Annotated in this window: 13 protein-coding genes and 1 pseudogene; 6 read left to right on the top strand and 8 right to left on the bottom strand. The window is 53.0% G+C overall.

Annotated features, from left to right (window positions below; translation table 11 throughout):
• Window positions 1-102: 102 nt before the first annotated feature.
• Window positions 103-561 (top strand): RNA recognition motif domain-containing protein, encoded by a 459-nt coding sequence (locus STH12_RS19300; RefSeq protein WP_126169067.1) that lies wholly within the window; start codon window positions 103-105, stop codon window positions 559-561.
• Between the two features lie 40 nt (window positions 562-601).
• Here STH12_RS19300 and murI read toward each other — a convergent pair whose 3' ends face one another.
• Window positions 602-1,390: a glutamate racemase gene (gene murI / locus STH12_RS19295; protein ID WP_126169066.1), complete on the bottom strand. Its 789-nt coding sequence runs from the start codon at window positions 1,388-1,390 to the stop codon at window positions 602-604.
• 133 nt (window positions 1,391-1,523) lie between these two features.
• Here murI and trmA point away from each other — a divergent pair, with 133 nt between their 5' ends.
• Window positions 1,524-2,627 carry a tRNA (uridine(54)-C5)-methyltransferase TrmA gene (gene trmA / locus STH12_RS19290; protein WP_126169065.1) on the top strand — a complete coding sequence of 368 codons (1,104 nt, stop codon included), beginning with the start codon at window positions 1,524-1,526 and terminating at the stop codon, window positions 2,625-2,627.
• Window positions 2,628-2,746: 119 nt separating this feature from the next.
• On the opposite strand, the gene fabR is transcribed toward trmA, so the two are convergent.
• Window positions 2,747-3,361 (bottom strand): HTH-type transcriptional repressor FabR, encoded by a 615-nt coding sequence (gene fabR / locus STH12_RS19285; protein ID WP_126169064.1) that lies wholly within the window; start codon window positions 3,359-3,361, stop codon window positions 2,747-2,749.
• Window positions 3,362-3,503: 142 nt separating this feature from the next.
• Here fabR and STH12_RS19280 point away from each other — a divergent pair, with 142 nt between their 5' ends.
• The 3 genes from STH12_RS19280 to mnmH all read left to right on the top strand — a co-directional run bounded on the left by STH12_RS19280 (window position 3,504) and on the right by mnmH (window position 6,861).
• Window positions 3,504-4,610 carry a fatty acid desaturase gene (locus STH12_RS19280; RefSeq protein ID WP_126169063.1) on the top strand — a complete coding sequence of 369 codons (1,107 nt, stop codon included), beginning with the start codon at window positions 3,504-3,506 and terminating at the stop codon, window positions 4,608-4,610.
• 98 nt (window positions 4,611-4,708) lie between these two features.
• Window positions 4,709-5,767 (top strand): selenide, water dikinase SelD, encoded by a 1,059-nt coding sequence (gene selD, locus STH12_RS19275; protein WP_126169062.1) that lies wholly within the window; start codon window positions 4,709-4,711, stop codon window positions 5,765-5,767.
• Window positions 5,764-6,861 carry a tRNA 2-selenouridine(34) synthase MnmH gene (mnmH, locus tag STH12_RS19270; protein WP_126169061.1) on the top strand — a complete coding sequence of 366 codons (1,098 nt, stop codon included), beginning with the start codon at window positions 5,764-5,766 and terminating at the stop codon, window positions 6,859-6,861. The genes selD and mnmH overlap by 4 nt, the downstream gene beginning before the upstream one ends.
• Before the next feature lie 40 nt (window positions 6,862-6,901).
• Here the strand turns inward: mnmH and STH12_RS19265 are convergent, their stop codons facing one another.
• The 4 genes and pseudogenes from STH12_RS19265 to STH12_RS19250 all read right to left on the bottom strand — a co-directional run bounded on the left by STH12_RS19265 (window position 6,902) and on the right by STH12_RS19250 (window position 10,697).
• Window positions 6,902-8,224: a hypothetical protein gene (locus STH12_RS19265; protein WP_126169060.1), complete on the bottom strand. Its 1,323-nt coding sequence runs from the start codon at window positions 8,222-8,224 to the stop codon at window positions 6,902-6,904.
• A 202-nt stretch (window positions 8,225-8,426) separates the two neighbouring features.
• Window positions 8,427-9,740, bottom strand: a complete 1,314-nt coding sequence (locus STH12_RS19260; RefSeq protein WP_126169059.1) for a hypothetical protein — start codon at window positions 9,738-9,740, stop codon at window positions 8,427-8,429.
• A 76-nt stretch (window positions 9,741-9,816) separates the two neighbouring features.
• Window positions 9,817-10,074, bottom strand: a pseudogene (locus STH12_RS19255) (MFS transporter); the annotation flags it as partial.
• A 32-nt stretch (window positions 10,075-10,106) separates the two neighbouring features.
• Window positions 10,107-10,697, bottom strand: a complete 591-nt coding sequence (locus STH12_RS19250; RefSeq protein WP_218567762.1) for a TetR/AcrR family transcriptional regulator — start codon at window positions 10,695-10,697, stop codon at window positions 10,107-10,109.
• Window positions 10,698-10,783: 86 nt separating this feature from the next.
• On the opposite strand from STH12_RS19250, the gene STH12_RS19245 reads away from it, so the two are divergent.
• Window positions 10,784-11,314 carry an HPP family protein gene (locus tag STH12_RS19245; RefSeq protein WP_126169058.1) on the top strand — a complete coding sequence of 177 codons (531 nt, stop codon included), beginning with the start codon at window positions 10,784-10,786 and terminating at the stop codon, window positions 11,312-11,314.
• Window positions 11,315-11,352: 38 nt separating this feature from the next.
• Here STH12_RS19245 and STH12_RS19240 read toward each other — a convergent pair whose 3' ends face one another.
• Together STH12_RS19240 and STH12_RS19235 are read right to left on the bottom strand one after the other, a co-directional pair.
• Complete coding sequence (locus tag STH12_RS19240) at window positions 11,353-13,215, bottom strand: MFS transporter (protein WP_126169057.1); 1,863 nt, start codon at window positions 13,213-13,215, stop codon at window positions 11,353-11,355.
• Window positions 13,212-13,835, bottom strand: coding sequence for a TetR/AcrR family transcriptional regulator (locus tag STH12_RS19235; protein ID WP_126169056.1), 624 nt, complete (start codon window positions 13,833-13,835; stop codon window positions 13,212-13,214). The genes STH12_RS19240 and STH12_RS19235 overlap by 4 nt, the downstream gene beginning before the upstream one ends.
• Between the last annotated feature and the right edge of the window lie 8 nt (window positions 13,836-13,843).

The following is a 13,843-nucleotide window of genomic DNA, read 5'->3' as shown; positions in this document are numbered from 1 at the left end:
TTTTCGACAGCGATCTGGTTTAATTCCAAATAATTCATTACTATATACCTGCTGTTAACAGTTCTTTATCATTTCCTTATTTTCATCAGAGTGAATTTGCATATGCAGAAATCATTTCTTATTGCGCTGGTCGCTGCCGCCGTTGGCGCCTTGGTGATATTCCAGTTTCTGCCCACCTTGCCTGCCTATTTAGCTTTTATTCTGGGCGCGATTCTGGCTGTGGGTGTTATTGCCGTGGTTCCGGCTTCTGGTACTCCTTCAGGCACTACCGAAACTGAATATAAGGGTCCAACCATGACCCTGTATGTTGGCAATCTGCCTTATCGTGTACACGAAGGCGAAGTGAAGGCTTTATTTGCTGAGTATGGTCCGGTTAATTCGGTTCGTTTGGTCAGGGATCGCAAGACGGGTCGTCGCAAAGGTTTTGGCTTTGTGGAAATGGCCGAGTCAGGCGCGCAAAAGGCCATGACTAAATTAAATGACTACACCTTCCAGGAACGTACCCTGAAGGTGAGAGAAGCGAAAAATCAGGACAATGAATCGGAGAAATCCGACGATTGATTGAATTGCCTTGGGTCTTCAGGGCAATTCTGCGTTTTGATTAGCTTTTAAAGCGGCGCACTTCGGTAAAGCCGTATGAATGTAAACTGGCGCTTAAGCCGCCGGATATCGAAGGCGTGGTATACCACGCCTTCATGCTATTTGGGCTTTGGCATTCGTGCTCGCCCTGACCTGCAAGCAAATGAGCAACTCGGCTGGCGATGGCTTTACCTGAATCGAGCAGCATGACTCCGTCGCCCAGCACCTGGGAAAACTCAGCCGCAAGCAGCGGAAAGTGGGTACATCCCAGCACCAATACATCGACCTGTGCTTCACGCACCGGGGCCAGTATCTGGCTAAGGTCGGTCATATTCACCGGCTGACCGGCCATTTTAGCTTCTGCCATGACCACCAGCTCTGAACTGCCAAACATATGTACCTGACAATGGCTGGCGAACTTTGCCACCAGATCGTGAGTGTAGCTTCGTCGAACCGTGCCCGGCGTGGCAATCAACCCAATGATCCCACTTTGACTGGACTGAGCGGCGGGCTTGATGGCTGGCACTACTCCCACAACCGGAATAGCCAGTGCCGCCCTTAATGCAGGCAACACCAGGGTACTGGCAGTATTGCAGGCAATGACCACCAGCGATGCCTTGATTTGCGCAGCGGCCTCCGCCACCAACGCCACACAACCGCTGATGAGTTCATCCTCTTTCAACTCGCCGTATGGCAGGCGGGCGTTATCGAACAGGTAGCAATAGTCCCGCGCCGGCAACGTACGACGAATTTCGTTCAGCACCGATAAACCACCGATACCCGAATCAAAAACCAGAATTGGACCTTGCAACTGAGGCTCCGATAGAAGATGAATGCCCGCGAATTTTCCCACAGCCTAAAATAAAGGGCAAAGCCAGAAAACTGGACATCCCCTCTCGCTGGGGTAAAATTTGCGCCCTTTTTAACGCCGGACGAGAAAGCAGATGAACCCACAAGTCATGGATCCCCAAGCCTACGAGCAGCAGCTCGAACAAAAGAGCCATGCTCTGACCGAGGCGTTTGCCCACTATAATCCGCCGGCGTTGGAGGTGTTTGCCTCGACTCCTGCTAACTACCGCATGCGCAGCGAGTTCCGGGTCTGGCACGATGGTGATGACCTGTTTTACTGCATGTTCGACAATGTAGCCAAAGAAAAGGTTCGTACCGACCAGTTTTTACCGGCAAGTGAACTCATCAACCAGATGATGCTGGCACTGATGGAGGAACTGAGACCGAATCGGGCGCTGCGTCATAAGCTGTTCCAGGTCGACTTCCTGTCTACCTTAAGCGGCGAAATCCTGGTGAGCCTGCTTTACCATCGTCAGCTCGATGACCTGTGGCTTGCCGAAGCCCGCGAGTTGAAAGCCAGACTCTCAAACCATTTCAAGGTGGATATCATCGGCCGTGCCCGCAAGCAGAAGTTTTGCCTCGACCGCGACTTTGTGGTGGAAACCCTCAATGTGAACGGCAAACCACTGCACTACAAGCAGGTTGAAAACAGCTTCACCCAGCCCAACGCCGGTGTGGCCGTGAAGATGCTGGAGTGGGCCATCGATGCTACCAAAGGTAGCCAAGGCGATTTGTTGGAGCTGTACTGTGGTAACGGCAACTTCTCCATTGCTCTGGCCGAGAACTTCGGCAAGGTGCTTGCCACCGAACTCGCCAAACCCTCGGTTGAAGCTGCCCAGTACAACATTCAAATCAATGGCGTGAAAAATCTCGACATTATCCGCATGTCGGCAGAAGACTTTACCGAGGCAATGAAAGGCGAAAAACGCTTCAACCGCCTGGGTGATATTGACCTCAACAGTTACCAGTGCAACACCATCTTTGTTGACCCACCGCGGGCTGGCCTGGATGAGGGCACGGTGAAGCTGGTGCAGGGCTATGAGAATATTCTCTATATCTCCTGTAACCCAGAGACCCTGAACGATAACCTCAAGGTACTCAGTGAAACCCACGACATAGTCCGTTTTGCGCTGTTTGATCAGTTCCCTTATACCCACCACACCGAAGCCGGTGTGATGCTAAAGCGCCGCCAGGCATAAGCAAGAATACCCAAGCTGCGGCCAAGGCCTGACTGCAACACCTGACGACAAAGCCTTTTCGCAACGCCGCGGAAAACAAAAACGGAGCCACTGGGCTCCGTTTTTCATTGCATCAAGGCTTATTTGTTTTCAGCCTTGTGCTGCAACACCTCGGCGCCCTTGGCGACCATCCGCAGCTGCAACACCAGCTGGTCGGCCAGTACCTTACGCTCCGACTTCTTCATATCCAGCGCCGCGGCTCCGGCGTTAAATACAAGAGTTACCATGGCTTCGGCCTGGGCACGGGCAAGTTCAGGCCGACGACGGGCCTTTTCTTCGGTGTAGTGCGCCAGCTCTGAAATAAAGTGTTCAATCTCGCGGGCAACGGCGGCACGAAACGGCGCCGAAGTACCTGAGCGTTCATGCAACAGAATGCGAAATACGTTGGGGTTGGAGTCCAGCACTTCCATAAAGGTATCAACCGAAATACGGATCACACTGCCACCCGCTTCGGCGCGCTGACGACCTTTGCGCATCATCTGACGCAGGGTTAAACCACCTTCGTCCACCATGGTCAGGCCAAGCTCGTTCATGTCTTTGAAATGACGATAAAAAGAGGTTGGAGCTATATTGGCTTCTCGGGCCACTTCCCTGAGGCTCAAACTGGAAAAACTGCGCTCGGCACTGAGCTGATTGAAGGCCGCATCTACCAAGGCGCGACGGGTCTTCTCTTTCTGCTGTGCTCTGATCCCCATGGCTTAATCCGTTCATCTTACTGATTCACTGGATAATAACGCTTTTGCCCTGAAAACACAGCCCCGCCTTTCTTGACCTTGTGAAGCCCCTCGACTAAATTAGCTTACAGATGTACGCTAAAAGCGATTTTTGGACACTATAATGAATAAACCTCCCATCATCTGGCTCAACCTCTCTCTGTTTGTTTTAACCTTTGGCACAGCAATAACACTTGTTCCCTGGCGGGGGATCACCCACGGCTTTGATGGCGCCGAATGGACAGCCTTTGTGGTGCTGGCCTTTTACAGCGGTTTGTCGATTACCGCGGGCTACCACAGGCTCTGGTCCCACAAGACCTACAAGGCAAACGCCGTAGTACGTTTCTTTTATGCCCTTGGCGGCGCACTGGCGCTACAAAACAGTGCCCTGCACTGGTCTTCCGACCATCGGGTGCATCACAAACATGTGGACAACAACGACAAAGACCCTTATTCAGCGAACATGGGTTTCTGGTACAGCCATATCGGCTGGATGCTGCGTGAGTATCAGGCCCACAGATACCACGATTACAACAACGTGCGGGATCTGCAGAACGACCCCATTGTGATGTGGCAACACAAGCATTATCTGGCACTCACAGTACTGATGAATATCGGCCTGCCAGCGCTGCTTGGCTGGATCAATGGTGACGTGTGGTCAATGCTGCTGCTCGCCGGCCTTGCCCGTCTGGTCGTTGTGCACCACTGCACTTTCTTTATCAACTCGCTGGCCCACATTTGGGGCTCGCAGCCTTACACCGATAAAAATACCGCCCGCGACAACCCGGTGCTGGCGTTTCTGACCTACGGTGAGGGTTACCACAACTTCCACCATATCTTTGAAAACGACTATCGCAACGGTATCCACTGGTGGGACTACGATCCAACCAAGTGGCTTATCAAAGGTCTCTCCTGGTTCGGTCTGGCCACTGACCTGCGTAAGGTGTCGGAAGAGCGTATTGAAAGTGCCAAACTGCAAATGCAGCTCAAGCGCAGCCAGAACCGTATCGCCGGGCGTAAGGACGCCGACGAACTGCTGGAAACCCTGCAACAGGAATATGAACGCCTCAAGCAGCAACTGCTGGCATACTACCAGGCCAAAAAGGAGCTATTGGATGCCCGTCGCTCACACCTGTGTGTGAAAGACATGCTGCCCAAAGTAGCCGAGCTCAAGTCGCGGCTTAAATTGCAGCAGCAAAGCTGGAACAGCCTGACCGCCACCTGCCGCTAATCCTGCCCGCGCGGCGCAAAGAAAACATACGGCCTCCTTGCATGGAGGCCGTATCCGTTTATCATGTTTGCCATCCCTTTCAGGCAGGCAATCGAAGTATGTCATCTCGCGATACTCACCCCATCAAACTGACCGAATACAGCCACGGCGCCGGTTGCGGCTGTAAAATTTCCCCCAAGGTGCTGGGCACAATTCTGGAGTCGCAGCTGCCAAGCTTTGTCGACCCCAATCTGCTGGTCGGCAACGCCAGCCGGGATGACGCCGCCGTTTATAAACTGAATGACACCACTGGCATTATCAGCACCACCGACTTTTTTATGCCGATCGTAGATGACCCTTTCACCTTTGGCCGCATCGCCGCCACCAACGCCATCAGCGATATCTATGCCATGGGCGGCACCCCGATTATGGCGATTGCCATTCTGGGCTGGCCAGTAAACACCCTGCCCGCCGAAGTGGCTCAGCAGGTAGTGGATGGCGGCCGCCAGGCTTGTATGGATGCCGGCATTATGCTGGCCGGTGGTCACAGTATCGACGCGCCCGAACCTATTTTTGGCCTGGCCGTTACCGGTCAGTTGCCACTCGAGCGCCTGAAGCAAAACAATACCGCCAAAGCCGGTGACAAGCTGTACCTCACCAAGCCCATAGGTATTGGTATTCTTACCACGGCGCAGAAGCAGAAAAAGCTGGCAGAGGCCGATGCCCACATAGCCCCTGAAGCCATGTGCACCCTCAATAAAATCGGTGCCGATATCGCCGTACTGCCCGGCGTGAGTGCCATGACCGACGTGACCGGTTTCGGCCTGGCCGGACACCTGCTGGAAATGTGTCAGGGCGCCAGTGTGGATGCTGAACTGAACCTCGATGCGGTGCCGCTGCTCGAGCGCGCCGAACATTACCTGAATCTGGGCTGCATCCCCGGCGGCACCCATAGAAACTTCGACAGCTACGGCGAACACCTGCCAACAGTGACCGAGCGTGAAAAGGCGCTGCTGTGCGACCCACAAACCAGTGGTGGTCTGCTGGTAGCGGTGAGCCAAGAGGCGGAAGCCGCATTGTGCGAACTACTCAGCAGCCAGGGCATAGCACCTGTGTGCATAGGCGAGCTGAAGGCTGGTCCCGGCAAGCTGCTGCTTAAATCCGGCGGTTTGGCATGAGCACAAATATCATCCCCGCCAGCCACTACCGGGACATCTTTTTGAGCGGGCATCCCATCATGGATGTGCGCGCGCCCATCGAGTTTAACAAGGGTGCCTTTCCCAACGCGGTGAATCTGCCGCTGATGACCGACAGTGAGCGGCAAAAAGTAGGCACTTGCTACAAGGAGCGTGGTCAGGACGCAGCAATCGAGCTTGGCCACCAGCTGGTTGGTGGCAAGGTTAAAGCCAGCCGCATTGAGGCTTGGAAAGCATTTTTTGAGGCGCACCCGCAGGGGTATCTCTATTGCTTCCGCGGTGGCTTACGGTCGCGCATTACTCAAAACTGGCTCAAAGAAGCCGGGCTCGATATTCCCTTTATCGAGGGCGGCTACAAGGCCATGCGCCAATTCCTGATTGATGAGATAGAAGCGGCGCCGGGTAAGCGCGAGATGCTGATCTTGAGCGGCATCACCGGCAGCGGTAAAACCGACTTTGTCCGCCTGCGAGGCGAATCGGTGGACCTTGAAGGCATCGCCAATCACAGGGGCTCAAGCTTTGGCCGTCAACACGAAGGTCAGCCGAGTCAGATAGACTTCGAAAACCGCCTTGCCATCGAACTGATGCGCCATCAGGAACAAGAACAGGCCAGGCTGCTGCTGGAGGATGAAAGCTTCCTCATCGGCCGTAATGCCATTCCCAACGTATTCTTCGAGCAGATGCAGCAGGCGCCGGTACTGGTGCTGACCGCCACCCTCGAAGAGCGCCTGCCGCGGCTGCTGGATGACTATGTGCACAAGATGCACAGCGGCTATGTTGAACGTCTGGGTGAAGAAGCTGGGTTTGCGGCCTTTACCGAGTTCCTGCTTGGCAGCCTTAAGGGCATTTACAAGCGCCTCGGCGGTAAGCTGCACAGCGAAGTGACCGAGCTGATGCAGCAGGCTTTGGCAACCCAGCAAAGCCGCAATGACACCAGCGGCCACCTCGCCTGGATTTCACTGCTGCTGGAAAGCTACTACGACCCCATGTATCACTATCAACTGGGTAAAAAGGCCGCCCGGGTGCGTTTCACCGGCACCCATGCCGAAATGCACGACTACCTCAGCAGCCTCTAAGCCCAAATATAAAGCCCTCGAATGAGGGCTTTATTGAGTTTTACTTTATTGAAACATCGATTATTTCAGAGGTATAGTTTTCAAAAAAGGTTGGCGTGAGTAAGGTTCCGCTCCGGCTCTGCAAGGCCCACTGTCTTCGAAGCTCATCTACTCCGCCAGACTGCCCGTAACCAAAACTTTCAAACATTACACCATAGGGTTCACTGGCGTCGATTTTAGCCAAGATGTCTTCTGGCAAGGTTAAATCCGGAAAAGTGCCTGTTACGGGAGCATTGATAGTCCAGGACATGTTATGCCCTGAAAAATCAACCACGAAGGCAGAACGGGAATTACCTATATTACTCAGGTCATAAGTAACGGCCGACTCACTTTCAACCCCCTGCAAGAAGGATTGAATTACAGCCAGCAATTGCTGGGAATTATCGTCGAGTGCCAATATCTGTGGCTGACTCGCATCTGCCACTCTTAAACGATTTGCACTATAATATACAACGTCTGCCTCGGCGCTACGTTCTAAAAATTCTAAGTGGCTGCCCTGAACAAAGTTGTGGGTATGAATGCCGGGAAATAAGTACAAAGCACCGGGGGTAGACATATAGTGGCGGCGCCCGTCCCGAGTCACCCCGTAAGCACTTGCCCCATCAAAGTATCCAGTAGATGCGGTCAGATTCACTTCTACCCCTAACTTGTCTTCTCCCGAGACTAACTCTTCGGTTAAATCCAACACGTCGTCTAACAGGTTAACATCCAATAAGGCGCCGTAGGCCGTATCATTCGGTACCGTTGGATGAAGCCATAAATCTACGCTGGGGTATTGTGCATCCGGTGCTTTACAGAAGCTATAAACACTCTCTTCAATAAGGGGGGTATTATCCAGATAGTGCTTTGAGTCTAAGAATATCTGATGTTCTGGAAAAGCGTCGGCAAGCTGAGTTGGATTAACCCTGACAGATTTGCATTCACAGCTATCATCCAAGGCATCATCATAACTCACGTTAATACCCAGATCCCCACCTTTGTATTCGAGACTGGTACTGATATAAAGCCAGGAATCAAAAAATGTCCGAACCAAACTGACATGGGCCGCATCAGCCGGTAAGGGGATATCTATATGACCTTGTGCGTCAGGTTGATGAACGGCCAATACAGAACCATCTTTTTTATGCAATACCACCTTCGCAGCGGTATCCGGAGACCTCACATCACACTTTGTACTTTGTCTGACAAAATCCCCTGAAAGCCTTGGTGCCGGAGGGGTTACCCCAGAATTACCACCTGAACTTCCTTGTGACTCACCCTCTCCCCCACCACCGCAAGCGGCCAGTGCCAACATCAGAAGACTTAACGTTAATTCCTTTTTCATAGCGCACTCCTGTTTTATTTTTTTGCGCCAGCAGAGCAGTTATATGAATGCTTCAACTACCGTTGCTCGACAGTGTTGACTGCGAAATACCTCAATTCAGACCAGCAATCCAATCAACAACGAGCTTTCCGACTTTGCAGGTCCACGAGCCTAACCGGACCAACCGAAAGCCCTCTGCCAAGGGCTTTCAAGTTGCCGTGGATTATTTGGCTCTTATAGTGATGGTTTCATAGATGTAATCATCTAGATTGACAGGGAAGGTTTGCGCTTTTTGTAGCTCCACGATTGCCTTGGTGTAGTCCGCATAGCTCCAATCGGGCTCATAACCAGAGAGCCTGAAAAACAGGTCTGCTTTATCCAGCGAATCCAGCTTGGCTTGAAAAGCGTCAGGGATTTTAAAATCAGGCAGAGTGCCAGATAAAGGTCCGGTCACATTCCAACTAACCACCAGAAATTCGACGAGTGATATATTCATCGCCTGCTTGCCTTCACTGAAAGAAGAGAAGTCATAGTTTACCGATGTCGCGTTGTTCATCCCTTCCAGCATCCGATAAAACTCACTGAGCACCAGTTGCTGATTGTGGGGGACATTCACATCCAGAGATGAAGTAAAGTCTGATACGGCTATTCTGCGGCCCTTACCGTAATACAAACTCGCTTCTGCGGTTTCTTCCAGCAGCTCGCTCTCAGATACAGTCAACTGTTGCCGGTCAAACAATGCTGGAAAAAAATGCGCGTCAGGTGCAGCCCAGTAACCCTGTCCACGCAGAGTGCCATCGACCAAGGCACTGCCATAGTGTCTTGGATTGGTCAGATTGCTGGTCACTGTAACCAGCTCTGACTGATTATCGGCACTGCTGAAACTACTTGCTTCCAGTATTATGTACTGCTCATCAGTCAGCTCACTGAATGCTTTTTTAAGAGCAAACGCCGGGTTACCCGCTATCTGGGGAGCAAGAGTCACCCGAAGCGTTTGACGTCCACCCTCACACAGCTGCTCATTCCAGACATTACTGGTTGAGCGAACCCGGAAGCCATTGACGTAAATATCATACGCGGGATAAGCCTGTTGTATTCCAGCATAGTCCAGGTAGACAGTCTTACAGTTACACTGGTCATCCATATAGCTTTCATAAAACCAATACTTACCCGCATCTCCAGCCGGCAGATTCATATCGGTGTACAAAGTCATTTCGTCAGAGTAATCGGAGATATCACCAACAGTGAGATGTTTGGCCTCTGTTGGCCATTCAATCTCGACCAATCCGCTGGTATCAGATGTTGTTTGCGAAAGAATAGTGCCATCATTACGATGGGCGATTACGGTTACGCCGGCACGCGCTTCTTCCAGTCCGCATTGCTGTGCGGCGGTAATTGTGCTGAGCTTGAGTTTTGGTGTACTGGGCACAGACGGGGAGCCATTGGAATTGCCTCCGCTATCAGTTCCACCATCACTCCCACCACCACAGGCGACCAGTGCCAACATTAAAATACTTAACGTTAATTCCTTTTTCATAGCACACTCCAGTCTTATTATTTTACCGCGCTATTAGAGCATTTGTTTAAGTTTCCAACAACTTTTGTTAAGGATGTTAAAAAAGCAATTCAGTCACCTTGGCCTGCAGTGCAAGACCGTCGGTTGCTGCGCCATCAACAGCAGGGGCAGTTTTAATCTCAACCTCGGGTCTGAATTCACCGAGATTGCCGTCAGGCGACAACCTGCCCTCCGGGAAAATACACACCAGCTCGCAATCCATCAGCGTCTAATCGATGCGCTCAAAGGCGGTGTTATAGGTCGTTTCGCACTGTTTGGGGGAGCAAATAGGGATGACGCCAACATGGCGGAATAGTTACTGCGCAGCAGGATCTCCGGGTAACGTCATCAGGCTTGGAGTAACAGATGCGCCGCGCGGCGATAGACTTCTCTATCACTAAACTCACCAAATTCCATTCTGACAATCATCCCCTCTATCAGGGTCATCAGACTCTCAACCCGAAACTCTTGGTCTTTCGCAGCAGAACCCAGCGCCTCCTTCAGCAGGGATCTCAGCCAGGCTTTGTGGTGTATCGCCTTGGCCGATATCGCCTCATCTACCTGTTTAAACTCCGCGAGCGCGTGCATAAACATACAGCCTTTGAAATCGGGTTGTTTGAACCAGTCAAAATGCCAATCGAGTATCGCATCCAGCCTGGATAACTCTGGCTGCCCTGTGCTGCCAGCCACCTCCAGCGCGGCATTTAACGATGCCTCCCAGCGTTGGTGACGACGCTCCAACACGGCCTCAATCAATTGATTTTTTGAGCCAAAGTGTCGGTACATTGAGGTTTTGGACACCTGCGCAGTGTCACGAATAAGGTCAACCCCCACGGCGGTATAACCAAACTCATTAAACAACCGCTCGGCTACATCTAGGATCTGCTCTCTTTTACTCATCGGCCTGACAATTCCGCCATCTAAAATTTTCCGTTGCACCAAGTGTACAGATCTGTATTATTTTTAAAAGTACAGATCTGTACACACCAGCTTCACGCTGAATCTTCTTGCACAAGGAAAACGCGATGAAACAACTTAGGGGCGGCGGCCCACTCCCCGCCAAGGCAACAACAAAGCAATTGATTAAAGGCCTGGCCGGCGGATTTTTTGGCATCTTGCTATTGGGGGGTATTGGCCACACCACCAGTGCGCCATGGCTGATGGCACCCTTTGGTGCCACCTGCGTGCTTCTGTTCGCAGCATCAGGCTCACCGCTCGCTCAACCACGGAATGTGATTGGTGGCCACTTGCTCGCCGCCAGCATAGGGCTGGCAGCGCTTTATATTTTGGGTGACTCAGTGCCGGTCATGGCACTGGCGGTGGGGCTCTCCATCATGATGATGCAGCTGTTTCGTGTTGTGCACCCACCAGCAGGAGCCAATCCGCTGGTGATAATCCTCGCAGGTAAAGCGGCGGTCGGCTGGGATTTTCTCATCACTCCTGTGCTGCTGGGCAGTGTTGCTCTGGTCGCGATAGCTGCTTTCATCAACAACATCGCCGAAGAAGCAAACTGGCCCAGCTATTGGCATGGTATTGGCCGCGGCAAACAGGAATAACCCCTTACTGTGAGGCTTAGCCTAAGGCGCACTGCCGGTCATTCCGGCTTATCAAGCAATTCGGCCACCTTGGCCTGCAGTGCATGACGGTCGGTTGCTGCGCCATCAACAGCAGGGGCAATCTTAATCTCGACCCTGGACCAGAAACGTTTGGGGCGGGTGGTCAGTGCATGGCCGTCCTTGTGACTGAAGAATGAACCCCACAAACCTTTCAGCGCCATGGGTACCACGGGCACTGGACGCCGGGCGAGGATTGTCTCAACCCCGGGCCTGAATTCACCGAGATTGCCGTCAGGCGACAACCTGCCCTCAGGGAAAATACACACCAGCTCCCCATCCATCAACGCCTCGTCGATACGCTCAAAGGCAGCGTTGTAGGTCGCCTCGCACTTTTTGGGTGAACAGATGGGGATAACTCCGGCGTGGCGGAACAGATATTTGAGCAGCGGCATTTCGCTGATGCTCTTGTCCATCACAAAACGCACCGGACGGGTGGAAGCGCCAAGCAGCAACAAGGCATCGACATAGCTCACATGGTTGGACACCAGCAGCGCCGCGCCTTCTTTGGGAATAAACTCCCGCCCCTTAATGCTCACCCGGTACAACAAATGGCTCAGCAGATAACTGGCAAAACGCTGAGCAAACTCAGGCACCTGACGGTATACATACCAGGCCACCACGGCATTCATCAGCGCCAGCAGCAGGAAGAGTTCGGGGATCCCCATTCCCACCACTCCAAGCAGCAACATAGACAGCAGTGCCGATACCACCATAAACAATGAATTGACTATGTTATTGGCAGCAATGGCGCGGGCACACTCGCCTTTGGCGGCCCGGGTTTGAATGAAGGCATACAGGGGCACGATAAAGAGGCCACCGCTGATGCCCACCATAAAGAGGTCGAACATCAAGCGCCAGTGCTGTGTCAGCTGCACAAATTCAGCCGCGCCATACAGGGAAGCTGGCGCCGCAATACCCGGCAGGGCAAACAGCATGTCCACCCCAAACAGAGTAAGACCGGCTACGCCGAAGGGCAGTACACCCAACTCTACCCGGCCAAAGGACAGGCGTTCGCACAGAAAGGAGCCCGCCGCAATGCCCACAGAAAACAGTGCCAGCAACACAGAAACCACAGTGGCATCACCATGAAGATGCTCGCGGGCAAAGTTAGGAAACTGAGTCAGATAGGTGGCCCCGAGGAACCAGAACCAGCTGATGGCCAGAATTGCCATCCAGATGGAAGGAGTACGCCTTACCCGGCGAATGCTGCGCCAGGTACCCGACAAAGGTGCAAAAGGCACCTTGTGTACCTTGCCCTGAGGCGGCAAGGCCGGGATCGCACGGCTACTCAGGTACCCAGCCAGCGCCAGCACGGCAACCGTTATGGCAGCAAACCAGGTGGCCCCGTCATTGGCCACCAGCAGCCCGGCGCTGAGGGTGCCCACCAGAATCGATAAGAAGGTACCCATTTCGACCCAGGCGTTTCCGCTGACCAACTCGTCTTCTTTCAGCGCCTGCGGCAGCAAAGAGTACTTTACCGGGCCAAAGTAGGCCGACTGACTGCCGGTCAAAAACAGCAGTAACAGCATCGCAAGGTAGTGCTCGCTCACCAGGGCCACCGCCGCACAGGACATAATCACCAGCTCAAGCAGCTTCAAACGGCGGATAAGCTTTGCCTTATCCATGTTGTCGGCAACCCCGCCCGCATGGGCCGAAAACAGGAAAAACGGCAAAATAAATACCCCGGCGGCCAGGTTCACAAACAGGTTGGGATCCATGGGCAGTTTGTCGACCTGGCTGTAAGCCACCAAAAGCAACAGTACATTCTTGTATATGTTGTCGTTGAGGGCCCCCAGACACTGAGTCAAAAAGTAGGGCAAAAAGCGGCGGCTCAGGATCATGGGTTCACCTCCCTGTGGTGATTGGTTAATGCCTCAATGGCATTGATTTGATTCTCAAGCTGAACAATGAGCAGTTTTGAAAGAGATTGATTGGCAAGAAACAACTTATCCTGCAGCGACAAGATGACTAAGCCATGTATTGCCGCCCACAGCAGCCGGGTTTGGCTGCGGGCAAGCTCTGCTGATAACGACGGAAACAACGCCGACACGCAGGCCTCGGGGTGGGACAGCACACGCTCAATCAGTGCCGAGTGCGCCTCGGGCAAGGGTGCCTCATCGGGCATCCTCAGCTCAAAGATAAGCGAAAACAAACTTTGGCTGGCCTCGGCAAGCTCACCGTAAGCGCTCACCATGGCGCTAAGCGCGTCAGCTGGCGCAAGTGTCTTTGTGGCAGTCGCAAAACTCGCCTCCAGCAGTGCCAGTTGCCTTGCCGCCACGGCAAGCAGCAAGTAATGAAAATTGCCGAACACCTTAATAAGGGTGCTGGGAGCATAACCTATGGATGCCGCCACCCGTCGCAGGCTGAGCGCCGATAGAGGCTCTTGCTGTAACAGCGCATCTACGGCTTCGATGGCCATAAGGCGGATTTCATCGTGACTGTGGTCTTGTCGTCGTGCCATTGCCGCTC

Source organism: Shewanella khirikhana, assembly GCF_003957745.1.
GTDB lineage: Bacteria > Pseudomonadota > Gammaproteobacteria > Enterobacterales > Shewanellaceae > Shewanella > Shewanella khirikhana.
This window is presented reverse-complemented; position numbering and strand designations above follow the sequence as displayed.